Origin of the sequence: Xaviernesmea oryzae (assembly GCF_900109605.1) — a bacterium.
Classification (GTDB): Bacteria; Pseudomonadota; Alphaproteobacteria; order Rhizobiales; family Rhizobiaceae; genus Xaviernesmea; species Xaviernesmea oryzae.
Map to the genome: position 1 here is coordinate 167,462 of NZ_FOAM01000002.1, position 25,141 is coordinate 192,602.

Genomic DNA, 25,141 nt, shown 5'->3' on the forward strand with positions numbered 1-25,141 from the left:
AGACCGTGTCGCGTAGATCGAGGGCTGAGAATTCATGGTGGAAAGACTTACGCCGAAAGGTCTTGCGCCGGGGGACGACTTTGGCAGCGACGCTCTCGACCTGATCGAGATCACCGGTGTCATCAAGTGGTTCGACGTCGCCAAGGGGTTTGGCTTCATCGTTCCCGACAACGGCATGCAGGATGTGCTCGTGCATGTGACCTGCCTGCGCCGCGATGGTATCCAGACCGTGCTGGAGGGGGCGCGCATTGTCGCGCTGATCCAGAAACGGGACAGGGGCTACCAGGCCTTCCGCATCCTCTCGATCGATCAATCGACAGCGGTTCACCCCTCGCAAATGCCGCCGGTGCGCACCCATGTTCAGGTGACGCCGACCAGCGGGCTCGAGCGGGTCATCGTCAAATGGTTTAATCGCACCAAGGGCTTCGGTTTCCTCAGCCGTGGCGACGGAACCGAAGACATCTTCATCCACATGGAAACGCTGCGCCGCTTCGGGCTGACGGAGCTGCGCCCTGGCCAGACCGTGCTCGTGCGCTTCGGCGATGGCGACAAGGGCCTGATGGCGGCCGAGATCCACCCGGATGTGCCCGCGCCCGTAGGCCGCGCGCATTGATCGGACAAAGGCAGGCAGGGACGATGAACAGCGCCCTGCCGTCTACATCAAGATATTTAGCTGGCTATGCTAAGGCGGCGTCGAGAGCCTTAGCCGGCATCTTGAGGATGCCAGCCGAACCTCATGCGCCTTCATTGCCGTCTCTGACGCCACGCTTCCCAAGCGCATTGCCTGAGCGCCCGAACGGGGCACAAGACATGGCACGTTACTGTGCCAATCTCACACATCGACCGATATCAGATGCTCAAAAAGCCTTCGCGGCTTTCTCATCGGCTATCTCTTCACGCAATCGTGAACAGTTCCTCTTCGGCTATGGTTTGGCACGGAGGGCGGGCATCGCTGCCTTGATCCTGGCGCTGATGCACGTCCAGCCGGCGGCGGCTGAGGACATCCGTTTCACAACCGCACCGTTGACCATTCACAGCCAGGATGGCGCCGAGCATCGTTTCACGGTCGAGCTGGCCCTTGATGAAGACCAGCGCGCGCAGGGGCTGATGTTCCGCCGGCAAATGGCGCAGGATCACGGCATGTTCTTCGATTTCGGCGAGGTCCGCCGGGTGATGATGTGGATGAAGAACACCTATCTGCCGCTGGACATGCTCTTCATCGCCCGCGACGGCCGCGTGGAAACCATTCGCAATGACGCCAAGCCGCTGTCAGAAGCAATCATCGACTCCGGCAAGCCCGTGGCCTATGTGCTTGAACTCAATGCCGGCACGGTCGCACGCCTCAAGCTGAAGCCCGGCGACAGGGTGGAAACCGATCTGATACGGTAGAGAGCCGACTGGCGTTCATGGGCCTTGTCCTTTGCTCACGATCTCCGCTTCGCCGGTCTGTTTGGTGACCTTCCGAGGTTCCTTTGTGCTCCCAAAGCGCTGCCCTGAATGCAATGTCGTCGATTGAGCTTCTTCCTGATGCCTTTGTATGGGAATGCATCAAAGGAAGACCTACTCGGGGATCTTCAGCTTCAAGATTGCCTCTGCAGCGAAAACCGAATTGACGCGGAGCCTCCATCATCCTAAAGCCGTGGAAGAGGCCGCAGAGATCAGGCCTGACATGGAAGAGTGTCCGAGTGGTTTAAGGAACCGGTCTTGAAAACCGGCGTGCGGGAAGCCGTACCGTGGGTTCGAATCCCACCTCTTCCGCCAGCAGCCTTTTCCCCACACTCCCCACCTGTCCCAGAACCCTTGCATCCTCGGGGTTTTGCGTGGTGATACCTTCCCAGACCTAACCAGCCGTTTCGCATGACGCCCGTCACAATGCGGGTATTTTTTCGAAGGGTGGCTGGTGCATGGTCTCAGTGCCGGGCCCTGACTTGTGTCAGTGTGAGAAGCCTACGGAGCACGGCCCTTTGGCTTCGCGTCATCTTTCTTGTCTCCTCGTTCTCAGTCATCCGGATCGATGCGATCGCGGCGAAGGAGCGTCACAGAGCGATCTGCTTCGATGCGGTAGGTTTCCTGGGCGCGGTGACCGAATTCGTCGCGAACTTCATGGGTGAAGGTGCTGCCGACAGGGGCTTTGACGGTGTGTGAGGCGGGCTGGCCGCGATAGGTGAGGCTATCGGGCACCGGCCGGATGCCGGGCTCGGTCGAGCTGCAGCCGCCAATGATCGGAATGAGAAGGAGAGCCGGAATGATCCGTTTCATGATGCTACCAATGTCAGGATAGGGTTTGCAGATATCAGCCACAGAGCGGCATGGCATTGCGATGCACTCACAACACGATCAAGCGGGGAAAGTTTCGCCAACGGGACATGCGTCCGGCAGCGGACGCGCCGTGTCCCAGAGGATCGACACGATCGACTGGCGGATAATGCCAGTCTACGGCATGTGTGCGCAGATGAGACTCGCGATGACTTCGGCATCAGCTCGGCGATAAAAGCCGGTCGGACAAATTGACCGAGGATCTCCCCCGGTCGAAGAGGATAGATGACGCTCGCTCAAATGAGTGAAGTGGCACGTGGCGCCTACGCCGGTCGTTTGGGAACGCTGGATCACGAGATCCACAAGATGCCACAGCATGCTTTCCAGCGCTTGGACCATGGATGCCACGATCCCGCGCTCAAAAGGCGCACAATAGCGATCATGGATCGAAATGATCTTCGGGATCGAAATCAAGCGATGAGACAATGGTCGGAGTGGAGAGATTCGAACTCCCGACCCTCTGGTCCCAAACCAGATGCGCTACCAGACTGCGCTACACTCCGACGTTTCCGAGGGGCACATGTCACTGCATCAGGCAGCAAGCAACCCTCCGGCTTGGAACGAGACCGTGCCTGCCGGCTCGGCGTCGTTCGAGGGCTGGATACACGCTCCTTTCACGCAGGGCAATGGGAAATTGCGCGAAAGCCACAGCGCATGAAGGCGCATAGTGTGCAAATGAATGAGAGATCCTCACTCGCGGCTGCATCGGGTCCGCTCAAGGTCAGTCAAAGGCGCCGACGATGCCACGTCCGCGCCGTCTGTGCTCAGAGTTCGACGGTTTCGATCTTGCGGTCGATGAAGCGCAGCGCAACGTCGCCGCGGATGAGCTTCAGCGCCGTTTCGCCAAAAAGCTCGCGCCGCCAGCCCTTGAGTGCGCCGACATCGGCCTTTTCGCCCTCGGCAGCGATGCGGTCGAGATCGTCGCTGCTGGCAATGACCTTAGCGGCAACGCCTTGCTTTTCCGCCGTCAGCTTCAGGAGAACCTTCAAAAGCTCACTGGCAGCGCCGGCCCCCTCGGGAGACTGGGTCGGTCGCGGCAAATGGGGCAGGTCTGCCTTGGGGAGCTCGAAGGCCTCGTTCACAGCCGCCAGGATTGCGCCGCCGGCAGCGGAGCGCTCCCAGCCTTTCGGCACCGTGCGCAGGCGCGAAAGCGCTTCGGCGTCGCGCGGTTGCTGCTGGGCGATCTCATAAAGAGCGTCGTCCTTGAGAATACGGCCGCGCGGCACGTTGCGCGATCGTGCCTCGCGCTCGCGCCAAGCCGCGATGCGCTGGAGAACAGCGAGCTCCAGCGGCTTGCGCAGCCGCATCTTTAGCCGCTGCCAGGCATTTTCGGGGTCGATGTCATAGGTCTCCCGCGCTTCCAGGATGGCCATCTCGTCCTCCAGCCAGCCGGCGCGGCCTTCGCGTTCCAGCTCTGCCTTCAGGTGTTCGTAGACGTCGCGCAGATGGGTGACGTCCGCCAGCGCATAATCCAGCTGCTTGTCCGAGAGTGGCCGGCGGCTCCAGTCGGTGAAGCGGGAGGACTTGTCGATATGGACGTTCTTGATGCGGCTGACGAGCTGGTCATAGGAAACGCTGTCGCCAAAGCCGCAGACCATGGCCGCCACCTGCGTATCGAAGATCGGATGCGGAATCAGGCCACCGAGATGGAAGATAATTTCGATGTCCTGCCGGGCAGCGTGGAACACCTTGATCACCGCGGAATTGGCCATGAGCGCGAAGAAGGGTGCCAGGTCGAGGCCGGGCGCCAGGGGATCAATGATGACGGCGATATCCGGTCCCGCCATCTGAATCAGGCAGAGCTGCGGCCAGAAGGTGGTCTCGCGCAGGAATTCCGTGTCAATCGTCAGGTAAGGCGCGGTGGCGAGCTTCTCGCAGGCGTCGCGAAGGTCGGCGGTGGTGCTGATCATCAAACTTCAATCAAGATGGCGAAAATGCGGCTTTGGTCGATTTAGACTTTCAGGGCACGCGCCTCAATGAAAAAAGCTAGGTCACCCGGAAATAAGCCGACATGCCGCTCTTCTGGTGCTCGATAATGTGGCAGTGGAGCATCCAGTCGCCGGGATTGTCGGCCACCAGCGCCAGCTCCGCCTTCTCGTCCGGCTGCAAGAGGATCGTGTCCGTGGGCGGGGGCAGGCGGTCGCGCTTGTTAGAGGAAATGATCGTGAAAGTGAGCCCGTGCAGGTGGATCGGATGCGCATGCGGCGTGCGGTTGGCCATCTCCAGAATATAGCTTCTGCCGAGCTTCAGCTCCGCCAAGGGCGCTGTCGGGTCGGTCGTATCGCCTTGCCATGGCACCTTGTTGATCGCCCAGAAGGTGTAGCCGATCGAGCCGCAGAGGCTCGGCGATGGCGCATGCTCCGCCGTGGCGGTGAAGTCGAGCGGAATGCGGGTGGCGCTGCCGGCATCGAAGGGGGAAAGGGCGTTGGGGCTGAGCGCCTTTACATCACCCAGCGCGCGATGTGCGGAGGCGCCGACGGCGCGCAGGCCGGCGACGGTCCAAGGGGTGGAGCCGCGAAAATTGGTGAGCGTCACCGTCATGCCTTCGCCATCGGGCATGCGCAGGACCAGATCGGCCCTCTGGCCTGGCGCCAGGTCGATTTGGTCGAGCGGCAGGGGCCTCGGCGTGGCGTGGCCGTCAAGCGAGAGCACCACCGCATCCGCCCCCGCCAGGCCGAGCGTGTAGATGCGCGTGACGTCGGTGGCCGCCAGGCGCAGGCGCACGAGCCCGCCGGCCGGCGCGTCGATCATGGGCGCATCGCGCCAGTTGGCGGTGCGCAGCGTCCCGAAGGTTCCGGAGCGTGCGGCATCGCGCGGCTTGAAGGCTTCGAGAAAGCTGCCATCCGGGCGCAGGCGCCAGTCACGCAGGTTCAGCACCACTTCCGCGTCAAAGACCGGATCGGCTGGATCTTCCACCACGATCACGCCGGTCAGGCCGCGGCCCATCTGCTCCAGCGTGTTGCAATGCGGATGATACCAGAAGGTGCCGGCATCGGGCGGGGTGAAGCGGTAGTCAAAGCCATCGCCCGGATAGACATAGGGCTGGGTCAGTTCCGGTACCCCGTCCATCGCATTGTCGATCCGCAGCCCGTGCCAGTGCACCGTGCTGGGTTCGGCAAGGCGGTTGGTAAAGCGCGCGGCGAAGGGCTCGCCCTTGCGCATGCGCAAAACCGGGGGCATGCCGGACGGGGCGGTTTCACCCAGCCCATAGGTCATCACCTCGCTTTGCGCGGTGGCGCTACCGATGGTCATGCGCGCCGGCTGGGCGACGAGCGCAAGCGGCGTTGGCGGTGGCGCAGCGCCGGCATGGCGCGCAAGGCCGGCGCCGAGCGCAGCGCAGCCGGCAAGCGAGGCCGAGGCCTTGAGAAGATTGCGGCGGGAAAGCGACATCATGACAAACGCCTTCTGCATCGAAAACTGCCGCTCTCTTAAACTTGAGCTGGATGTTCATCAATCGATTTTCGGCTGGTTCTGCCTGGGCGGTGGCGGCTCGCCCTCCGGCCGGGCGGGCAGGCGATTGAAGTAGGCGGACATGCGCAGGAGGGCCCGGAAACGAAAGCGTCTCTTGTTTGTCGGCACGCCCTCGCGCTGCCCCATGCGCCGGAGCGTATAGGCGAGAAACAGCGCGAGAATGACGGCCATGTAAAGGAAGAGCGCCCGGCTGCCGAAATGATCGATCAGCAGGGAGGCGCCGAGTGGACCGACAATGGCGCCCAGCGCCCAGAAGAACAGGATCCCGGCGGAGACTAGCGCATGCTGCCCTGGGGCTGCATGATCGTTGGCATGAGCGGAGCAGAGCGAATAGAGCGGCATGGCGAAGGCGCCGAACAGGAAGATGCCGGCGATATTGGCTGCCTCGTTCCGCCCGGCCAGAAGCGCGATGAACAGCACGGACACGAGCGAGCCGATGGTTGCCGCCAGAATGATCTTCCTGCGGTCCAGCGGGTCCGAATATAGGCCGAGCGGATATTGCAGCACCACGCCGCCAATGATGCCGGCGCTCATAAAGGTGGCGATCGCCGTGACCGACAGGCCCATATCGGCGGCATAGAGCGGACCGAGGGATCGGAACGGCGCGGTCGTCAGACCCACGACGATGGCGCCGACGGTGGCCAGCGGCGAGACCGACCACAGCGCACGCGGATCGAAGCGACAGGCCTCTGGCGGGGCAGGGCTCGACCGGTCGGCGAGCGAGATCGGCACCAGCGAAAGGCTAAGCGCCATGGAGATGACGGCGAAGAGACCGAAGCCTTCGACGCCGATGGCCGGGATCAGATATTGCGCGGCGGTGACCGAGCCGAGATCGACCAGGCGATAGATGGACAGGGTGCGCGCCCGGTTGGCATTGGTGACGCGCGCATTCAGCCAGCTTTCCACGGTGGCAAAGAGGCTGGCGAGGCAGATCCCTGCCAGAAGACGCATGACGAACCAGACGATGGGATCGACCACCAGCGCCATGGACAGCGAAGCGGCGGCCGCAATCGCCGCCATGGCGGAAAAGGTGCGGATATGGCCGATGGCCCTGAGCATCCGGGTGACATAGATGCAGCCGATGGCGAAGCCGATGTTGTAGCCGGCGCCGATCAGGCCGATGACGCTCGGGGAAAAACCTTCCCGAATGCCACGCAGCGAGATGAAGGTGGCAAGCAGGCCATTGCCGCCGATCAGGATGCCGGCAGTGACGAGCAGCGGAACGAGCGGACGGATGTCGGACATGGCACTTCGATTGCCGATGAAGGGAATAGGGTGTCAGCGGGAATCGCTCCCGCTGCTCCCACCATCTTTAAACCCGCCCATGGGCGCGCGACAGGCGGGTTTGCGCCCGCCTGCGCTGCAAATCCGACCTATTTCCAGCCGTAACGCTTTGCCGCCTCTTCGACATGCCGGGCATAGTCGCCCTCGATGGCGTCGAGCGCCTTGACGACAGGCGCGTCTGCGCCGCCGAGCGCCTTGACGTAATCCTCACCCTTGGCGGATTTTTCCCAGTCATTGCCGACGAAGCGCGCATTGACTTGGCCGGACTGGGAAATTTCCGGCTTGTTCGGCGCAAAGGTGGCCGCCGTCTGTGTCAGGCCTTCGAGAAAGGCCTTATCGTCCAAGCCGCTATAGGGCTTGCCGGCCTCGTCCGTAACATTGAGGAAGATCTGGTCGTCGGCAAAAGCGGTGTAGCCGCCGCCGAGACCCTTCTTCGTAGCATCGGCCTTTTCGAAGAAGCTTTGCGCGGTCTTCGCATCCAGCGTGTCCTTGGGGAAGGAGACCGTGACATAGAAGGTCTTGCCCTTGGGATCGTCGAAGCGGGAGACGAGCACGCTGTCCTGGCGGAAGACATAGCCGAGGGCGGCGGCCAGCCGGTCGGCGGAAGCGTCGTCAATCTCGCTCTCGCTTTGCAGCGATGCGTTCGTCTTCAGCATGTAGCCGCCCGGCGTCACTTCGGTCTCCAGCGCCGAGGGTGCCACGCCGACGGCTTCGCTGATCTTGGGCACGATGGCCTCCAGGATCTCCTGGGCGAAGGCCGCACGGTCCTGATAGCTGGCGCTTGCAATCTTCGGCAGGTCGAAGCCATGCGACGGCGTCGCCTCATAGGACAGTAGCACGCGGTTTTCAGCGAGCGCCGGCGTGGTGAAGGCGATCAGCGCGGCGGCAAGCGGCACGAGCACCCGGTGCAGGCGGCGCGCAAAGGGCCGCGAGGCGGCCTGGGGCAGGAGCGGGCGGTTGGTCGAAGGCATGGAAGGTCCCTTTCACACATGCGGACAGTGTTTGCATCTGGCGGATGGCGAGCCCAAGACTGTGCGGGCGCAGCGCGAATGGCAACGATTTTTGTGCTCGTGCGAACGCGTGTGACGCAAAACCATGCCGCGCGCGTGCCCCTGGCCATGGTCGCGGGCGAGGGGCGCGGGAGAGGGCCCAAAAGCGTGGCTGTCTTGACAAAGATCGGCGTCCATGCGCTTGTCCGCCCGATTTATGCAGCCGCTCCCCGCACTGACCTGTTAAAGGGCGTGCTCTCGGGGCGGCGAAGCTTTTCCGTGACAAGAGACCCCAGGACAGACCGATGCATCCTTACCGCAGCCACACTTGCGCCGCTCTGAGACCTTCAGATGTCGACGCCAATGTCCGCCTTTCCGGCTGGGTTCATCGTGTGCGCGACCATGGCGGCGTGCTCTTCATCGATCTTCGCGATCACTACGGCCTGACGCAGGTGGTGGTCGATCCCGATTCGCCGGCGTTCAAGACGGCCGAGCAGGTGCGGGGCGAGTGGGTGATCCGCATCGACGGCCGGGTAAAGGCCCGCACCACTGAGACCGTCAACAAGGCCATGCCGACGGGCGAGATCGAACTCTATGCCCAGGAGATCGAAGTGCTCTCCGCCGCCAAGGAGCTGCCGCTGCCGGTGTTCGGCGAGCCGGACTACCCGGAAGATGTCCGGCTGAAATATCGCTTCCTCGATCTGCGCCGCGAGACGCTGCACAAGAACATCGTCAAGCGCACGCAGATCATCGCCGACATGCGCAACCGCATGAACGCGGCCGGGTTTGCCGAATATACGACGCCGATCCTCACCGCCTCCTCGCCAGAAGGCGCGCGCGACTTCCTGGTGCCGAGCCGTATTCATCCCGGCCAGTTCTTCGCCCTGCCGCAGGCGCCGCAGCAGTACAAGCAGCTTCTGATGGTGGCCGGCTTCGACCGCTATTTCCAGATCGCGCCCTGCTTCCGCGACGAAGACCCGCGCGCCGACCGCCTGCCGGGCGAATTCTATCAGCTCGACGTCGAGATGAGCTTCGTCACCCAGGAAGATGTCTGGAACACGATGGCCCCGGTCATCACCTCGGTCTTCGAGGGCTTTGCCGAAGGCAAGCCGGTGACCAAGGACTGGCCGCGCATCCCCTATGACGTGGCAATCCGCAAATACGGCTCCGATAAGCCGGACCTGCGCAACCCGATCGAGATGCAGGCCGTCACCGAGCATTTCGCCGGCTCCGGCTTCAAGGTCTTCGCCAACATGATCGCGTCGAACCCGAAGGTCGAGGTTTGGGCGATCCCGGCCAAGACGGGTGGCAGCAGAGCCTTCTGCGACCGGATGAACGCATGGGCGCAGTCCACCGGCCAGCCGGGCCTCGGCTATATCTTCTGGCGCAAGGAAGGTGAGACGCTGGAAGGCGCCGGTCCGCTTGCCAAGAACATTGGGCCCGAGCGCACCGACGCGATCCGCACGCAGTTGGGTCTGGATGACGGCGATGCCTGCTTCTTCGTTGCCGGCGATCCGGCCAAATTCTACAAATTCGCCGGCGAGGCCCGCACCAGGGCTGGCGAAGAATTGAACCTTGTCGACCGCGACCGGTTCGAGCTGTGCTGGATCGTCGACTTCCCCTTCTACGAATGGAGCGAGGAAGAAAAGAAGCTGGACTTCGCGCACAACCCCTTCTCCATGCCGCAGGGCGGGCTGGAGGCGCTGGAAAGCCAGGATCCGCTCACCATCAAGGCCTATCAGTACGACGCCGTCTGCAACGGCTTCGAGATCGCCTCGGGCTCGATCCGTAACCAGTCGCCGGAGCTGATGGTCAAGGCCTTCGAATTGGTCGGCCTGTCCAAGCAGGATGTCGAGGATCGCTTCGGCGGCATGTATCGCGCCTTCCAGTATGGTGCGCCTCCGCATGGCGGCTGCGCCTTCGGCATCGACCGGGTGGTGATGCTCTTGGTGGGTGCGAAGAACCTGCGCGAAATCTCGCTCTTCCCGATGAACCAGCAGGCGCAGGACCTGCTGATGAACGCGCCGAGCGAGGCGACGCCGACGCAGCTGCGCGAACTGGCTCTGCGCGTCGTGCCGCTGAAGAAGGACTGATCCGTGCTGGCGGCGTTCGCAGCCTGGTGGGGGCGTCTGAAGGACGCCCTGCCACGCGCGATCGCCGCGGCACTGGCTGCCACCATTGCCTATGCCGCCTCGCGCTGGCTGCTCGGTCATCCCCAGCCGGTCTTCACCGCCGTCGGCGCCATCGTCTGCCTGGCGCCTGGTATTCCCAGCCATGTGCGCCAAAGCGTCAATGTGCTGCTTGGCGTCACGCTCGGCATCCTCATCGGAGAGGCGGTCCTCTTTGTCCCCGGGCCGATCTGGGAATTTCGCGTCGGTCTCGCCGTCTTCCTGTCGCTCGCGATCGGCGCCTCCTTCGGCCTGCCGCCGGTTTTCGCCATTCAGGCCGGGGTTTCCGCCACGCTGATCCAGCTGATGGGGCCGGAGACCGCCGGGCTGAACCGTCTGCTCGATGTCGCCGTTGGGCTCGCCGTCAGCCTGCCCTTCGGCGCTGCGCTTTATCTCACGCGCAGCAGGGACGATGCGGCCTGAGCGATGTGTCGCGTCGTCCGTCGGTTGCACCTCAGTTGTTTTGATCTTATAAGCGGCTATTCACCACGGACCCGGTGCGATTCCGGGTGGCTCTTCTGGCCGCCGATCCGCCAGATAACGCACATGCATCCTCGTCTTTGACGGCTGCCGGCGCCATGCCGCACCCGATGCATGACCTTTGCGAAAACTCTCCCTCATGACGTCAAGACTCTCGTCCTACAGACGCGAATGGTTCTGCAATGTCCGCGGCGATGTGCTCTCGGGCATCGTCGTCGCCCTGGCGCTGATCCCCGAAGCCATCGGCTTTTCGGTGATTGCCGGGGTCGATCCCAAGGTCGGCCTCTTCGCTTCCTTCGCCATTGCCTGCGTTTCCGCCTTCGCCGGTGGGCGCCCGGGCATGATCTCGGCTGCCACCGCGGCCACCGCCGTTCTCATGGTCACGCTCGTCAAGGAGCACGGGCTGAACTATCTCTTTGCCGCCACGCTCCTGATGGGCGTGATCCAGATCGCCGCCGGCTTCTTGAAGCTCGGGCGTGTGATGCGCTTCGTCTCGCGCTCTGTGATCACAGGCTTCGTCAATGCACTGGCGATCCTGATCTTCATGGCGCAGCTGCCGGAGTTGATCGGCGTGCCGCAGCTCACCTATGTGATGATCGCCGGCGCGCTCGCGATCATCTATCTTTTCCCCTATGTCACCAAGGCCATCCCGTCGCCGCTGGTGGCGATCGTCGTGCTGACCGTCATCGCCTATTTTACCGGCATGGAGCTACGCACGGTCGGCGATCTTGGCGAGCTGCCGTCGACGCTGCCGATCTTCGCCCTGCCTGCCGTGCCGCTCACGCTCGAGACGCTTCGGATCATCCTGCCCTATTCCTTCGGGCTGGCGGCTGTCGGTCTCCTCGAATCGCTGATGACGGCGCAGATCGTCGATGACATGACCGATACTGGCAGCTCCAAGAGCCAGGAATGCATCGGCCAGGGGGTGAGCAACATTGCCTCCAGCCTGATCGGCGGCATGGGCGGCTGCGCCATGATCGGCCAGTCGGTCATCAACGTCACCTCCGGCGGGCGCGGGCGCCTGTCGACCTTCGTCGCCGGCGCCTTCCTGCTGGTGCTGATCGTCGTGCTCGATGATCTCGTGCGGATCATTCCGATGGCAGCGCTGACGGCGATCATGATCATGGTCTCGATCGGCACTTTCTCCTGGCGCTCGATTCTCGATCTCCGCCGCAATCCGCCATCCTCTTCGATCGTCATGCTGGCGACGGTGATAACGACTGTCGGCACGCATGATCTGGCCAAGGGAGTGCTTGTCGGCGTGCTGCTCTCCGGCGTCTTCTTTGCGGGCAAGGTGGCGCGGCTCTTCCATGTGCGCAGCGAAATCGACGCCGACGGCAGGCGTATCTACCGCGTCGATGGCCAGCTGTTCTTCGCCTCGACGGAAGCCTTCATCGCGGCTTTCGATTTTTCCGAACCGGTCGAGGCCATCCGGATCGATGTCGCCGACGCCCATTTCTGGGACATCAGCGCCGTTGGCGCGCTAGACAAGGTTGTGCTGAAATATCGCCGCCATGGCGTGGCTGTCGAGGTCACGGGCCTGAATGCGGCAAGCGCCCACATGCTCGACCGCTTCGCCGTGCACGACAAGGACGGCGCGGCGCTGCCTGCCGGACACTAAATCTCCTTTCAAAGGGTCCGCAAACAAAGACGCCGGCCTATCAGGGGCCGGCGTCCTTTTTTTTCAGGTCGTGCTTTCCGGCATGACGGACAAGCTTCAGTCGCCGGTATTGGCCTCGACCGTCACGCCCAGCATCGTCGGGATCGAATTTGGCGCGCCCATGGCCGCACCCGCAATCATCGGGAAGGGCACGGGCTTGTCCGGATTGGCGCTGATGGTGAAGCTCTTGGGGTCGGAGAGATAGGTGTTCACCGCATTGGAGATCTGGTTCTGCAGCTCGGGAATGTTGAGCTGCGCCACCATCAGCGGCGCCAGACCTTTCAGCGATTCGGCAAGCTGCTTGCCGCTGACCTTCTGCTGGGCGCCGAAATAGTCGAGCAAGCGCTTGGTCAGCGAATCGTCATCGAAACGGATTTCGGCTGTCGTGAAGGTGAGTTGCTGCGCCAGGCCGAGCATGGAAAGACCGAGCGCCTGGTTGGCCTGTTCCTTGTTGGGGTTTTCCTCCGCAGCCTTGATCGCCTGCTGCATCGCGTTCATGAACGTCGGCGTGTAGCCCGAAAGGCCGAGCGTCAGCGACAGTTTGCCAACCTTGTCGAAGTCGATTTCCGCATCATCCAGCGAAAAGGCGCCGGTCGCGACTTCCCATTCGCCCTCCATCGACATTTCTCCATTCAGCTGGCTCAAGCCCAACTGGCTGATGGTGGCACGCGACTGCGGATCTTCCACCGTTGCCAGATCCGCCTTGATGCCGGTGACGCTGGCATCGAACTCCAGGCCCTTGTCGCCATCCTTGCGAGAGACGTTGCTTTCCATGGCGTTGGCTGAAAAGACCTGCCGTCCCTTGACCGTGATCTCGATCGGGCCGCTTGCCGCCGTCTGGTAGAACAGAATGTTGTCGAGCGAATTGCCGGTTGCTATCGCCGGGATCTGAAGGCCGCCGATCGCGAGATTGCGCGCGGTGATTCGCGTCTCGTCCTTGGCCATATCGACATCCTGGAAGGAGACGGTCTCGACATAATAGGCGCCGCCGTCCTTTTCCTTCACGCCTTCGAAGGCGATGTCGCCAAGCGCGACCGGCGGCTCGTTGAGCGGATTGAGGCTGGCGCCCTTGAGGGTCACGGTGTCGCCATCCACAGCAATGGATTGATAGCCGATCGAGCCGCCCGAGGGGGAATAGGCGGCGTTGAGCTTGCGGACCATGTCCGTTCCGTCGAGCGCGAAGGCAGGGCCCGACAGGGCGATGAGGGCGACGCCCGCCAGGAGAACCCCTGCAGCGGCACGGGGCCGGGCGGGCGTCAAGCGGGTGGGACGGCTCAGGATCATGAACAGGTTTCCTCGGTGCGCTGTTTTCATTTGCGGCGCGCCATGCAATCGTCACGCCGAAGCCCCCAATATAAGGCGGCACGCCGCGCGATGAAACAGGGCGCTTACCTGCTTCGCCAAGCGCCGCACGATCCGCTTGATGTTCACCTTTTGTTGAGGTAGCAGACGCCCATGGGACAGAGCCTTCCGCCCTCAGGGCCAGACGACGATCATATCCAGCCAGTCGACCTCAAGGCGGCGCTGGAAGAGCGCTACCTTGCCTATGCGCTGTCGACCATCATGCACCGTGCGCTGCCGGACGTGCGCGACGGGCTGAAGCCGGTCCATCGGCGCATTGTCTATGCCATGAGCGAGATGGGGCTGCGCTCCAACACCGCTTTCCGCAAATGCGCCAAGATCGTCGGCGAGGTCATGGGTAATTTCCACCCGCATGGCGACCAGTCGATCTATGACGCGCTGGTGCGTCTCGCGCAGGATTTTTCCGTGCGCTATCCGCTGGTCGACGGGCAGGGCAATTTCGGCAATATCGACGGCGATAGCCCGGCGGCCATGCGCTACACCGAGTCGAAGATGACGCCGGTGGCCGAGCTGCTGCTCGGCGGCATCGACGAGGATGCGGTCGATTTCCGCGAAACCTATGACGAGTCGAACAGCGAGCCGGTGGTCCTGCCAGGGGCTTTTCCCAATCTCCTCGCGAACGGCTCCTCCGGCATTGCCGTGGGCATGGCGACCTCCATCCCGCCGCATAATGTGCATGAGCTCTGCGATGCCGCCACGCTTCTGATCAAGAAGCCGGATGCGAGCATTGAGGAAATCGTCGACAAGGTGCCGGGGCCTGATTTTCCGACCGGCGGCGTCATCATCGACGGACGCGCCTCGATCATCGAAGCCTATGCCACCGGGCGGGGCGGTTTTCGCGTGCGCGCGCGCTGGTCGGTCGAGGATCTCGGCCGCGGCGCCTGGCAGATCGTCGTGACCGAAATTCCCTATCAGGTGCAGAAATCGCGGCTGATCGAGAAGGTCGCCGAGCTGCTGATCGCGCGCAAGCTGCCGCTGCTGGAAGACATTCGCGATGAATCCGCCGAGGATGTGCGTGTGGTGCTCGTGCCGAAGAGCCGCAGCGTCGATCCGACGATCATGATGGAATCGCTCTTCCGCCTGACGGAGCTGGAAAGCCGCTTTCCGCTCAACATGAACGTGCTTTCCATGGGGCGCATCCCCAAGGTCATGTCGATCCGCGACGTGCTGCTGGAATGGCTGCAGCACCGGCGCGAGGTCTTGCAGCGCCGTTCCCGCTTCCGCCTGGCGGCGATCGAAAAGCGGCTGGAGATTCTTGGCGGCTATCTGATCGCCTATCTTAACCTCGACGAGGTGATCCGCATCATCCGCGAGGAAGACGAGGCCAAACCGGCGCTGATGGCCGCCTTCTCGCTCACCGATCTTCAGGCCGAATCGATCCTCAACATGCGCCTGCGCTCACTGCGCAAGCTCGAGGAATTCGAAATCCGAACCGAATTCGACAACCTGTCAAAGGAGAAGGCCGGCATCGAGGCGCTGCTCGACAGCCCGGAGAAACAGTGGAAGACGGTCTCCGACGAGATCGCCGATGTGCGCAAGCGCTTCTCCAAGGCCACCGATCTCGGCCGCCGCCGCACCGATTTCGCCGATGCGCCGCAGGCCGATGTCGAAGCCATCCAGCAGGCGATGATCGAGAAGGAACCGATTACGGTCGTCATCTCGCAGAAGGGCTGGATCCGCGCGCTGAAGGGCCACATCGCCGATACCTCGACGCTGCAGTTCAAGGAGGGCGACGGGCCGAAACTCGCCTTCCCGGCCATGACAACGGACCGGCTGTTGATCATGACGACAGGCGGCAAGGCCTTCACGCTCGGCGCGGACAAGCTGCCGGGCGGGCGCGGTCATGGCGAGCCGCTGCGCATCATCGTGGACATGGACACGGACCAGGACGTGCTCGCCGCCTTTGTCCATGATCCGACGCGCAAGCGCCTGATTGCCTCCACCGGCGGCTATGGCTTCATCGTTTCGGAGACGGAGCTGGTCGCCAACACCCGCAAGGGCCGTCAGGTGATGAATGTGACCCTGCCCGAGGAAGTGAAGCTTCTCGTGCCGGTCAAGGGCGATCATGTGGCCGTCGTCGGGGAAAACCGCAAGATGGTGGTGTTCCCGCTGGCGCAGGTGCCGGAAATGGGGCGCGGGAAGGGCGTCCGGCTCCAGCGCTATAAGGATGGTGGAGTGTCCGATATCCGCTGCTTCGCCATCGACGAGGGCTTGACCTGGGCCGACAGTGCCGGCCGCAGCTTCGCCAAGTCTCGCGAAGAACTGGTCGAATGGTTGGGCGACCGCGCCGAAGCCGGCCGGCTTGTCCCGAAGGGCTTTCCACGGAGTGGTAAGTTTACGGGGTGAGGGATGGGTTTGGATCGAGCCGCAGGGCAACCCAGCACTTAAGCGATTAACCCAGAAAGTTAGCGGGAGATCCGTGATCAGAGCGCTCGCTTCACCACCACGGATCTCAGGAAGTGCGTAATCTCGCTCTCTTCTTGATCGCCTGACGCGACCGAAATGACGAAGTCATAAAGCGTCATATCGTCCGTTTCGACTTCGTAGCCATTTTCCATGAGGAAAACAGCGGTTGCGACGATAGCGATTCGCTTATTTCCATCGACGAAGGCATGATTGCGGCATAGGCCAAACATATAGGCTGCCGCAAGTTCGATGATGTCGTCACAGCCATAGTGAAACTTGTTGGCGGGCCGTCCCAGCGCTGACTCAAGGGCGCCCCCATCCCGCAATCCCGGCATAACCCCCGAATTGTTCAAGCTGCATATCGTGCAGTTCTTCAACGATGGATCTGTCAAGAAAGATCGGCTGGGTCATTCCGCGAGCTTTTTCAGGGCAACCTTGTATTTGTCCATGAATTGCTGGGCAGCGGCCCGTTGACGTGACCGCGTCTGATCTGTCGGCGTCATGGTCATGATGCCTCTGACAGCGGAAACTTCCAAGAGATCACCTTCCCTTAGGCCAAGTGTCTCAAGAACTTCTTTGGGAATGACGATTCCTTCCACGTCATCGAATTTCTGAATGGCCACCTGCATATGTTTGGCTCCTACCTGCGTTGGCGCCCTTTAGCGTCATGTCGGTAAATCCGAGGAATGGGTATTTATGACGCCAGACCTTGCCATTGCTACTCTTTTAGCGCCTTCGCCCATTAAACCACAGTCTGTCCGCCACGATAAGGTCAGGAACGCTGCGTTCTGATCCCACTGGTCCGGCGCATTTGCCAGAGGGCATGGGCGATCAGGGCCAGGATGAGGATGGCTCCGCCTGTCAGCGTGCGGCTTGTCGGCGCTTCACCGAAAACCAGCCAGATCCAGATTGGCGCGAGAACAGTTTCCAGAAGATAGAACATGCCGACCTCAGGCGCCGAGAGATAGCGTGGGCCGGTGGCGAGGCAGAAGAAGGCGAGGGGTATGACCATGAGCCCGTCGAGCAGCACCCATGACGGCTGATCGACGACGAAGCCATGTGGCATCATGACCAGCGCCACGCCGGCCGGGAGGGCGGCCGACACCAGCGGCACCAGGCCCATGGCTCGCGCACTGGCGCGTCCAACGGTAATGGCCCCGGCGATGCAGAAGGCGGAGAGCACGGCTGAGAGATCGCCGAACAGATGCCCGCCTTGAAGCCCGCCGCCGACGATCAGGCCGACGCCGACCAGCATGACGGCCATGGTTACAAGCGTGGCCTTGGCGGGCCGTTCTCTGAGGAAAATCCAGGCAAGCAGCGCGGCGAACATGGAGGTGAAGGCAAGCAGGAAGACGACATTGGCGGACGCCGTATGAAACAGCGCCGCCACGAATGTCAGCGAGCCGAGCCCATAGAGAAGCGCGACCAGGCAGCCAGCGCGGCCCGGCAGAAGCGGCTGCGGCCGCCGCAGGACATGGTTGAGGAGAAACCAGATCACCAGAGCCGCAGCCAAGGTCGACAGGCTGCGCGCCGCCAGAACCGACCAGAACTCACCGCCGGCCAGACGCATCAAAGGAACGTCGAAGGACAAAGCGAGCCCGCCCAGGCCGGTGATCAGAAGCCCCCGGCGGCGATCGCCCGTCGAGCTTGGTAAGGCTGTCATCAGCGACGAAGCGATGGGCGGCCGCCGGGGCCCGGTGGCGTGTAGGGCGCGCCGTCGTACCGTTCCCAGCCCCGGGCCATCAGGTGCTCTTGCGGCAGGAACTTGATCTTGTAGTCCATCTTGCGCGAGCCTTTGACCCAATAGCCGAGATAGACATGGGGCAGGCCACGTTCCTGCGCCCGCCTGATATGGTCGAGGATCATATAGCTGCCGAGCGATCTGTCGCCGAGTTCCGGATCGTAGAAGGAGTAGACCATGGACAGGCCATCGCCCATCCTGTCCGTCAGGGCGGCTGCGACCAGCGGGCCGCGCACATCGCTGGAAATGCCGCTGCCTTCGACCCTCAGGCGATATTCGATGATCTTGGTGTGGACATGCGTGTCTTCCACCATCATCGCATAATCGAGAACCGACATGTCCGACATGCCGCCACGTTGGTGGCGGTGATCAAGATAGCGACGGAACAGGCTATATTGCTCGTTCGACGGTTCGGCCGGATATTCGGCGGAGACGATATCGGCATTGGCCTGCAGGATCCGCCGCATCGAGCGGGAGGGTTTGAACTCCCCAGCTAGGATCCTGACCGAAACGCAGGCCCGGCAGCTTTCGCAAGCCGGACGATAGGCGATATTCTGCGACCGGCGAAATCCGCCCTGGGTCAGGAGGTCGTTCAGCTCCGGCGCCCGCTCCCCCACCATATGCGTAAACACCTTCCGCTCCATCTCATGCGGCAGATAGGGGCAGGCTGCCGGTGCCGTGAGATAGAATTGTGGGGACGATGTGGTTTGGGTGTTCATATCGGAGCGGTCAGCCGGATCAAAATCCCGGATTAAAAATCCAAGTGCGAAAACTGGAATGCGGGACGTTCAAATGACGGAGGCGGATCATCTGGCGACAAGCGCATCTGATGATGATGGCAAAGCTTGCGATCCGGCGCAAGCGGCCCGTCGCGCAGCCTCAGGTCCTTTTCGGGGCAAGATCTGGCTGCACGCAGACTTTTGCAAAATCTTCTGCCGCCGAGCGATCCATGAGGCCTGTCGCCATGGCAAAAGGCCCGCGCTTTCGTGCGGGCCAACCTGTCGCGCCTGGGTCTTGCAGACGCCTCAATAGCTGTCTCGCCTGACCGTCACCGTGCCGATGAGGAAGTCATGCAGCAGGCGACCCCGATCCGTGAAGAGGCCGATGAGCACGATGAACGGCGTCAGCAGGGCATTCGCCAGCCAGAAGATCACCAGATGGACGATCGCAGTCAGAAAATCCATCGGCCGCCCATCGGTGCGCGCCACCATCAGCCCCATCATCCGCATGCCAGGCGATGCCTGTGCAGGCCCGCCGACGGTAAAGCCGAAATAGAGCATGGCGACGATGGCGAAGAGCGCCGGATAGAGCACGAAGGCGAGGCCAAGCGTCAGAATGCCGATAAAGGCCAGGGCGAAGCTCGCGGGGATCCAGAGAACCGCCACGAACAGATAATCCACGAGAAACGCCATGACGCGCCGGCTGAGCACGCCGCGATAGGCGCGCCAGTCATTGCTCGGCAGGCGGATGTCGTCAGTGCGCATGCTCATGAGGGTCAAGCTCCTTGGTTCGATACCGCTCATATGGAGGCGTTAGGCTTCGGCTTCAATGGGAACACATCTGCGTCCGATAGCACGGCGCGGGATGCCGGCTCAGGCTTTTGCCAGCTTGCGGGCGGCTTCCACCGCGAAATAGGTCAGAATGCCGTCGCAGCCGGCGCGCTTGAAGCAGAGCAGCGTCTCCATCATCACCCGCTCGCCATCGATCCAGCCGTTCATGGCCGCCGCCTTGATCTGCGTGTATTCGCCGGAGACCTGATAGGCAAAGGTGGGCAGGGAGAAGCTCTCCTTCAGCCGCCAGCAGATATCGAGATAGGGCAGACCGGGCTTGACCATCAGCATGTCAGCGCCTTCCTCGACATCGAGGGCCGCGTCGCGCACCGCCTCCATGCCATTGGCCGGGCTGATATAATAGCTGTTCTTGTCGCCCTTCAGCAGGCCACCGGTGTTGATCGCCTCGCGATAGGGGCCGTAAAATCCGGAGGAGAATTTGGTGGCATAGGACATGATGCCGACATCCTGGTGCCCGGCGGCGTCCAAGCCCCGGCGGATCGCGCCGATGCGGCCATCCATCATCTCCGAAGGCGCGATGATATCGGCGCCCGAATCGGCCTGCATGACGGCCGCCTTGACGACCTGTTCGACGGTCTCGTCATTGACGATAATGCCCTCGCGCAGAATGCCGTCATGGCCGTGGCTGGTGAAGGGATCGAGGGCGACATCGGTGATGATGCCGATATTGGGCACTGCCGCCTTTACCGCACGGGTGAACTGGTTGATCAGATTGTCGGCCAGAATATGTGAGCCCGTAGGATCGCGCAGGTCCATCTCGATATCGGGGAAGGGCGCAATCGCCGGAATGCCGAGATCGGCCGCTTCCTTCACAGCGTCCACGGCCCTGTCGATGCTCATCCGGCTGACGCCCGGCATGGCCGGGATCGGGTCCACCACGCCCTGGCCCGGCGACAGGAAGATCGGCCAGATGAAATCATCGACCGTCAACCGGCTTTCCTGCACCAGACGGCGGGTCCAATCGGCCTTGCGGTTGCGTCGCATGCGGCGATGGCCGGTAATATGGTCCACGAGATGGGTCTTGTCGGTCATGGCGTCCGTCCGGTCGGTGGAAGAAGGGGCATGGCTGCGTCTCGTATCACTTAAGACATGCGACCGCAAAAACCGCATGAGAAACGCGGCGAGGGGTCGCAGGTCCGTCAGCCGGGCAGCCTGAAGCGCTGCACGCGATGCCGGCCATCGGCCCTTCGCGTTGCCGAGAACACGATTCGTGCGATGCCTCGTGCTCGGTGCGATTGACGCTGGCGTGTCGCGCGCTCGCCGCTTATGGTGCGCCGCCATGTCCCTCGACTCCGTTCAGCTTCCCAAGGTCTCGCTCGCCGAGACGCTTTTCACCATCTTCCTGCGCCTGGTCGCGCTCGGCTGCTTCTGGTTCGGGCTGAACTATTGGGCGCTGCTCACAGGCTATTCCTATGGGGGCATCGCCCGCTTCGATCTTCTGCCCGTGCCCTGGCGCGTGGTGGCCACGACTCTGGCTGTCGCCTATCCCGTCGCCGCACTCGGTCTCTGGCTGCTGGTATCCTGGGGGCCGGTGATCTGGGCGGTGGCGGCAACGACCGAAATCGTCATGTATGGCTTCTATACGCATATCTTCGGCGAGAAGCCGATTATCCTCCTGCTCCACGGCGTGGTGGCGCTCACCTTCGTCTTCTTTCGTGTCGTTATCGCACATCGGCGCTATCGTCAGGCGCATGCTGCAAGAAACGATTTACCCTGAGCCGCGCAAGCCAAACCATAAGGGCTTGTTAACGCTGCGTTTTAAGTAGAGTTTTATGGGCATTCGATAGGCTTTCCTCCAAGGCGGGAAAAAACAAACACCGCCAAGCGAAACAGGAAGAGGTCCCATCATGCTCAACGCCAAGCTCAAGGCGCAGCCTGCGCCTGCCAAGGATTCCCAGGAAGAAGCAATTCTGGCTCTCTACATGGAGTCACTCCACCTCGTGGAGCGCCTGCACCGCCGCCTGCTCGACGTCATCAAGGACGAGTTCGACCGCCAGGGGCGCAGCGACGTCAACCCGATCCAGGCCCTGCTCCTGTTCAACATCGGAAATTCCGAACTCACCGCCGGCGAGCTTCGCTCCCGTGGTTATTATCTCGGCTCCAACGTCTCCTATAACGTCAAGAAGCTGGTCGATCTCGGGCTGATCAACCACCAGCGCTCGCGCATCGACCGCCGCGCCGTGCGCATCAGCCTGACGGAAGCCGGCCAGGAGATCGCCGAAACCGTTGCCCGCCTTTACGAGCGCCATATCGGCTCGATCCAGAAGGTCGGCGGCATCGGCACCGACGAATTCGGCCAGATGAACCGCCTGCTGCAGCGGCTGGACCGCTTCTGGAACGACACCATCGCCTATCGGATGTAACGCCGAGGTCTCAAGATTTCGCCAAGGCCGGACGCTCTCGCCCAGGGAACGGCCGGCCTTTGTTTTTGTCGGGCTTGATCTCCAATCTTTCAGATCATCGTGCCCTTCGGTTCGGCTTGGCTGTTCCAGGCCATCCGGCCTCTCGATGGGCCACCGCAAAACCTGTTGCGCGAAAGACACCATTGCAGCGCAACGCATCTCGCGCCTGCGTCGCGCCCTCGCGCGAAACACGCTTTGGCCATATTGGTGTGGCACCGGAAATCACGGAAAACCCCGTCATTTGACGCGGTCGCTTCGGTCCGATCGTGGCGTCTGCTCTTGGTCGATGCAGGCGGCTTTGACCGCTCGCCGATGGTACCTCTCACGAAGCGTTGAGAACGTTTGAAGTCGATCACCCCAACAGGGGCTTAAGATATGAACGTTTCTTAACCATGACGATGATATCGCTGCGCCCGGGTGATGAATTGCAGCATGGATGGTAGGATGATGTCGAAGAAAACCGAACGCAAGCCCTTTTCCCGTCGCACTTTCCTTCGCTCGGCCGCGGGCTTTGGCGCCGCTGCGGTGGCAGGCAATGCGTTTGCGCAGGATTCGCTGCAGGATGTGATCGACGCGCCGCGCCGGGGCATGTGGGACGACCAGTTCGACGCCAAGGCGTCGCGCACCGCCGTTTCGGTGACCTCGAACAATCCGATCTTCGGCCTCGACACGCTTTACAACACCCAGGCTGCCATCGGCCAGTATCAGCAGATCGTTTCCAATGGCGGCTGGCCGAAGGTCGATCCGCAGGTCAAGCTGCAGCTCGGCGTCAGCGACCCGTCCGTGCAGGCACTCCGCCAGTGGCTGATCATTGCCGGTGACCTGCCACGCGAAGCCGGCGTTTCCAATTCCTTCGACTCTTACGTCGACGGCGCGGTCAAGCGCTTCCAGGCGCGCCATGGTCTGCCGCCGGATGGTGTTATGGGCGATTATTCGGTTAAGGCGATGGATGTCTCGGCCAATGTCCGCCTGCAGCAGCTCAACACCAATCTGGTGCGCCTGCAGTCGATGTCCGGCGATCTCGGTCGCCGCTTCGTCATGGTCAATATTCCCGCCGCCTATATCGAAGCGGTGGAGAATGGTCGCGTCGTGCAGCGCCACACCGCCGTCGTCGGTCGTCTGTCGCGCCCGACCCATATCATCAATTCCAAGATCTACGAGGTCATCCTCAACCCCTACTGGACCGCGCCGCGTTCGATCGTCGAAAAGGACATCGTGCCGCTGATGCGCAAGGACCCGGAATATCTGAAGAGAAACGCTATCCGGCTGATCGACGGCAGCGGCAACGAGGTTTCGCCTGAGTCGATCGACTGGAACGCCGAGAAGGCACCGAACCTGACCTTCCGCCAGGACCCCGGCAAGATCAACGCCATGGCCTCGACCAAGATCAACTTCCACAATCCGAACAACGAATATATGCACGACACGCCGCAGCAGGGCCTGTTCAACAAGCTCGCCCGCTTCGAAAGCTCGGGCTGCGTGCGCGTGCAGAACGTCCGCGACCTTGCCACCTGGCTCCTGAAGGAGACGCCCGGCTGGTCGCGCCAGCAGATCGAGGCGACGATCCGGGGCGGGCAGAATTCGCCGATCAAGCTGGCCGAGGAAGTGCCTGTTTATTTCAAATATATCACCGCCTGGGCCGCCAAGGATGGCGTCGTGCAGTTCCGCGACGACATCTACCAGCTTGATGGTGCGCAGGAGCTGGCGCTGCAGACAACAACGGCGATCGAGCCTGTCACCGGTGGGGCCGACGGCCTGCCGCAATAAGCCCGATTGCCTTCTGCCGGAAACGGAATGGCGAAGCGCTGCACATGTCAGACCGCGTCCTGCCCGGGCGCGGTCTTCGTCGTTTCTGTCCTCTTGCTTTCATTGGTTCTTGCAGCTCAAGCCGCGCGCGGTGTGGCAAATGGCGCAAAACGTCCTGCGCGGCTTGCCCTTGCCATGCGAGGACGATAAACACCGTGCCACGTCCTGCAAGGAGTTCTTCAGATGAGCCATACCGCTGTCCATGAAGCCTTTTTCACCCGCTCGCTCGCCGATGCCGACCCGGAAATCTTTGGCGCGATCGAAAAAGAACTCGGCCGCCAGCGGCATGAGATCGAGCTGATCGCCTCTGAAAACATCGTCTCGCGCGCCGTTCTCGAAGCGCAGGGCTCGATCATGACGAACAAATATGCCGAGGGCTATCCAGGCAAGCGCTATTATGGCGGCTGCCAGTTCGTCGATATCGCCGAGGATCTGGCGATCGAGCGCGCCAAGAAGCTGTTCGGCGTCAATTTCGCCAATGTGCAGCCGAATTCCGGCTCGCAGATGAACCAGGCCGTGTTCCTCGCGCTGCTGCAGCCGGGCGACACCTTCATGGGCCTCGACCTGAACTCCGGGGGGCATCTGACCCATGGCTCGCCCGTCAACATGTCCGGCAAGTGGTTCAACGTCGTCTCCTACGGCGTGCGCGAAGAGGATCATCTTCTCGACATGGACGACGTGGCCGAGAAGGCGCGCAAGCACAAGCCGAAGCTGATTCTGGCCGGCGGCACCGCTTATTCCCGCATCTGGGACTGGAAACGCTTCCGCGAGATTGCCGATGAGGTCGGCGCCTATCTGATGGTCGACATGGCCCATATTGCCGGCCTCGTCGCTGGCGGCCAGCACCCGTCGCCGTTCCCGCATTGCCATGTGGCCACCACCACCACGCACAAGTCGCTGCGCGGGCCCCGTGGCGGCATGATCCTGACCAATGATGAGGATCTGGCCAAGAAGTTCAATTCGGCGGTCTTCCCGGGCCTGCAGGGCGGCCCGCTGATGCATGTCATCGCCGCCAAGGCGGTTGCCTTCGGCGAGGCGCTGCAGCCCGATTTCCAGGATTACGCCGCACAGATCGTCAAGAACGCCAAGGCGCTCTCGGAAACGCTGGTGGCCGGCGGCCTTGATATCGTTTCCGGCGGCACGGACAACCATCTGATGCTGGTCGACCTGCGCAAGAAGAACGCCACCGGCAAGCGTGCGGAAGCCGCGCTCGGCCGCGGCTATATCACCTGCAACAAGAACGGCATTCCCTTCGATCCGGAAAAGCCCTTCGTCACCTCCGGCATCCGTCTGGGCACGCCGGCCGGCACGACGCGCGGCTTCAAGGAGACGGAATTCCGCGAGATCGGCAATCTGATCGTCGAGGTTCTCGACGGGCTGAAGGTCGCCAATTCCGACGAGGGCAATGCCGCCGTCGAGGCTGCCGTGCGCGACAAGGTCGTCGCTCTGACGGACCGCTTCCCCATGTATCCCTACCTGTAACCG

At 62.3% G+C, this 25,141-nt stretch carries 21 protein-coding genes, 2 tRNA genes, 1 pseudogene and 1 other annotated feature; of the genes and pseudogenes, 11 read left to right on the top strand and 13 right to left on the bottom strand.

Annotated elements, in window-relative coordinates:
* The first annotated feature begins 34 nt into the window (after positions 1-34).
* From BMX61_RS02485 to BMX61_RS02495, 3 genes are all read left to right on the top strand, one after another.
* Entirely contained in the window at positions 35-613 is a 579-nt protein-coding gene (locus tag BMX61_RS02485) for a cold-shock protein (RefSeq protein ID WP_075627731.1), read from the top strand.
* A 359-nt stretch (positions 614-972) separates the two neighbouring features.
* Complete coding sequence (locus tag BMX61_RS02490) at positions 973-1,389, top strand: DUF192 domain-containing protein (protein WP_075627888.1); 417 nt, start codon at positions 973-975, stop codon at positions 1,387-1,389.
* 282 nt (positions 1,390-1,671) lie between these two features.
* Positions 1,672-1,761 (top strand) — tRNA-Ser (locus BMX61_RS02495).
* A 237-nt stretch (positions 1,762-1,998) separates the two neighbouring features.
* On the opposite strand, the gene BMX61_RS02500 is transcribed toward BMX61_RS02495, so the two are convergent.
* From BMX61_RS02500 to BMX61_RS02525, 6 genes are all read right to left on the bottom strand, one after another.
* On the bottom strand, positions 1,999-2,259 hold the full coding sequence (locus tag BMX61_RS02500; RefSeq protein ID WP_075627887.1) for a hypothetical protein: 261 nt from the start codon (positions 2,257-2,259) through the stop codon (positions 1,999-2,001).
* 483 nt (positions 2,260-2,742) lie between these two features.
* Positions 2,743-2,819, bottom strand: a tRNA-Pro gene (locus BMX61_RS02505).
* A 261-nt stretch (positions 2,820-3,080) separates the two neighbouring features.
* A complete protein-coding gene (gene rnd, locus BMX61_RS02510) occupies positions 3,081-4,226 on the bottom strand; it encodes a ribonuclease D (RefSeq protein ID WP_075627730.1) in 1,146 nt (381 codons plus the stop codon).
* A gap of 76 nt (positions 4,227-4,302) precedes the next feature.
* Positions 4,303-5,709 (bottom strand): multicopper oxidase family protein, encoded by a 1,407-nt coding sequence (locus BMX61_RS02515; protein WP_075627886.1) that lies wholly within the window; start codon positions 5,707-5,709, stop codon positions 4,303-4,305.
* 57 nt (positions 5,710-5,766) lie between these two features.
* Positions 5,767-7,032, bottom strand: a complete 1,266-nt coding sequence (locus BMX61_RS02520; RefSeq protein WP_075627729.1) for an MFS transporter — start codon at positions 7,030-7,032, stop codon at positions 5,767-5,769.
* A gap of 128 nt (positions 7,033-7,160) precedes the next feature.
* Positions 7,161-8,042, bottom strand: a complete 882-nt coding sequence (locus BMX61_RS02525; RefSeq protein ID WP_234794574.1) for a hypothetical protein — start codon at positions 8,040-8,042, stop codon at positions 7,161-7,163.
* Between the two features lie 323 nt (positions 8,043-8,365).
* Between BMX61_RS02525 and aspS the strand changes: the two genes are divergently transcribed.
* From aspS to BMX61_RS02540, 3 genes are all read left to right on the top strand, one after another.
* A complete protein-coding gene (gene aspS, locus BMX61_RS02530) occupies positions 8,366-10,153 on the top strand; it encodes an aspartate--tRNA ligase (protein WP_075627728.1) in 1,788 nt (595 codons plus the stop codon).
* Positions 10,154-10,156: 3 nt separating this feature from the next.
* The gene (locus BMX61_RS02535) at positions 10,157-10,651 is read left to right on the top strand and encodes an FUSC family protein (protein WP_234794575.1); all 495 of its coding nucleotides are present in this window, start codon (positions 10,157-10,159) and stop codon (positions 10,649-10,651) included.
* A gap of 64 nt (positions 10,652-10,715) precedes the next feature.
* Positions 10,716-10,771: a sequence feature (sul1 is cis-regulatory element that is thought to sense ions involved in sulfur or methionine metabolism; They are found in Alphaproteobacteria), on the top strand.
* A 76-nt stretch (positions 10,772-10,847) separates the two neighbouring features.
* Positions 10,848-12,329 carry a SulP family inorganic anion transporter gene (locus BMX61_RS02540; RefSeq protein ID WP_075627727.1) on the top strand — a complete coding sequence of 494 codons (1,482 nt, stop codon included), beginning with the start codon at positions 10,848-10,850 and terminating at the stop codon, positions 12,327-12,329.
* A gap of 96 nt (positions 12,330-12,425) precedes the next feature.
* Here BMX61_RS02540 and BMX61_RS02545 read toward each other — a convergent pair whose 3' ends face one another.
* The gene (locus BMX61_RS02545) at positions 12,426-13,652 is read right to left on the bottom strand and encodes a hypothetical protein (protein WP_075627726.1); all 1,227 of its coding nucleotides are present in this window, start codon (positions 13,650-13,652) and stop codon (positions 12,426-12,428) included.
* A 171-nt stretch (positions 13,653-13,823) separates the two neighbouring features.
* Here BMX61_RS02545 and parC point away from each other — a divergent pair, with 171 nt between their 5' ends.
* Complete coding sequence (gene parC, locus BMX61_RS02550) at positions 13,824-16,076, top strand: DNA topoisomerase IV subunit A (RefSeq protein ID WP_075627725.1); 2,253 nt, start codon at positions 13,824-13,826, stop codon at positions 16,074-16,076.
* Between the two features lie 77 nt (positions 16,077-16,153).
* On the opposite strand, the pseudogene BMX61_RS02555 reads toward parC, so the two are convergent.
* From BMX61_RS02555 to hemB, 6 genes and pseudogenes are all read right to left on the bottom strand, one after another.
* A pseudogene (locus BMX61_RS02555) lies at positions 16,154-16,547 on the bottom strand (type II toxin-antitoxin system death-on-curing family toxin).
* Positions 16,544-16,765: an AbrB/MazE/SpoVT family DNA-binding domain-containing protein gene (locus BMX61_RS02560; protein ID WP_075627724.1), complete on the bottom strand. Its 222-nt coding sequence runs from the start codon at positions 16,763-16,765 to the stop codon at positions 16,544-16,546. The pseudogene BMX61_RS02555 and the gene BMX61_RS02560 overlap by 4 nt, the downstream one beginning before the upstream one ends.
* A gap of 143 nt (positions 16,766-16,908) precedes the next feature.
* A complete protein-coding gene (locus BMX61_RS02565) occupies positions 16,909-17,799 on the bottom strand; it encodes a DMT family transporter (protein ID WP_075627723.1) in 891 nt (296 codons plus the stop codon).
* Positions 17,799-18,596 carry an arginyltransferase gene (locus BMX61_RS02570; protein ID WP_075627722.1) on the bottom strand — a complete coding sequence of 266 codons (798 nt, stop codon included), beginning with the start codon at positions 18,594-18,596 and terminating at the stop codon, positions 17,799-17,801. Before BMX61_RS02570 ends, BMX61_RS02565 begins: the two co-directional genes overlap by 1 nt.
* 306 nt (positions 18,597-18,902) lie before the next feature.
* Positions 18,903-19,367, bottom strand: a complete 465-nt coding sequence (locus BMX61_RS02575; protein ID WP_075627721.1) for an RDD family protein — start codon at positions 19,365-19,367, stop codon at positions 18,903-18,905.
* Between the two features lie 102 nt (positions 19,368-19,469).
* Positions 19,470-20,480, bottom strand: a complete 1,011-nt coding sequence (gene hemB / locus BMX61_RS02580; RefSeq protein ID WP_075627720.1) for a porphobilinogen synthase — start codon at positions 20,478-20,480, stop codon at positions 19,470-19,472.
* A gap of 247 nt (positions 20,481-20,727) precedes the next feature.
* On the opposite strand from hemB, the gene BMX61_RS02585 reads away from it, so the two are divergent.
* The 4 genes from BMX61_RS02585 (at position 20,728) to glyA (ending at position 25,138) form a co-directional block, all read left to right on the top strand.
* Complete coding sequence (locus BMX61_RS02585) at positions 20,728-21,165, top strand: DUF6163 family protein (protein ID WP_075627719.1); 438 nt, start codon at positions 20,728-20,730, stop codon at positions 21,163-21,165.
* A gap of 130 nt (positions 21,166-21,295) precedes the next feature.
* Positions 21,296-21,811, top strand: coding sequence for a transcriptional regulator LdtR (gene ldtR, locus BMX61_RS02590; RefSeq protein WP_075627718.1), 516 nt, complete (start codon positions 21,296-21,298; stop codon positions 21,809-21,811).
* 486 nt (positions 21,812-22,297) lie between these two features.
* On the top strand, positions 22,298-23,617 hold the full coding sequence (locus tag BMX61_RS02595; protein WP_075627883.1) for a L,D-transpeptidase family protein: 1,320 nt from the start codon (positions 22,298-22,300) through the stop codon (positions 23,615-23,617).
* Positions 23,618-23,839: 222 nt separating this feature from the next.
* Positions 23,840-25,138: a serine hydroxymethyltransferase gene (gene glyA / locus BMX61_RS02600; RefSeq protein WP_075627717.1), complete on the top strand. Its 1,299-nt coding sequence runs from the start codon at positions 23,840-23,842 to the stop codon at positions 25,136-25,138.
* Positions 25,139-25,141 lie beyond the last annotated feature (3 nt).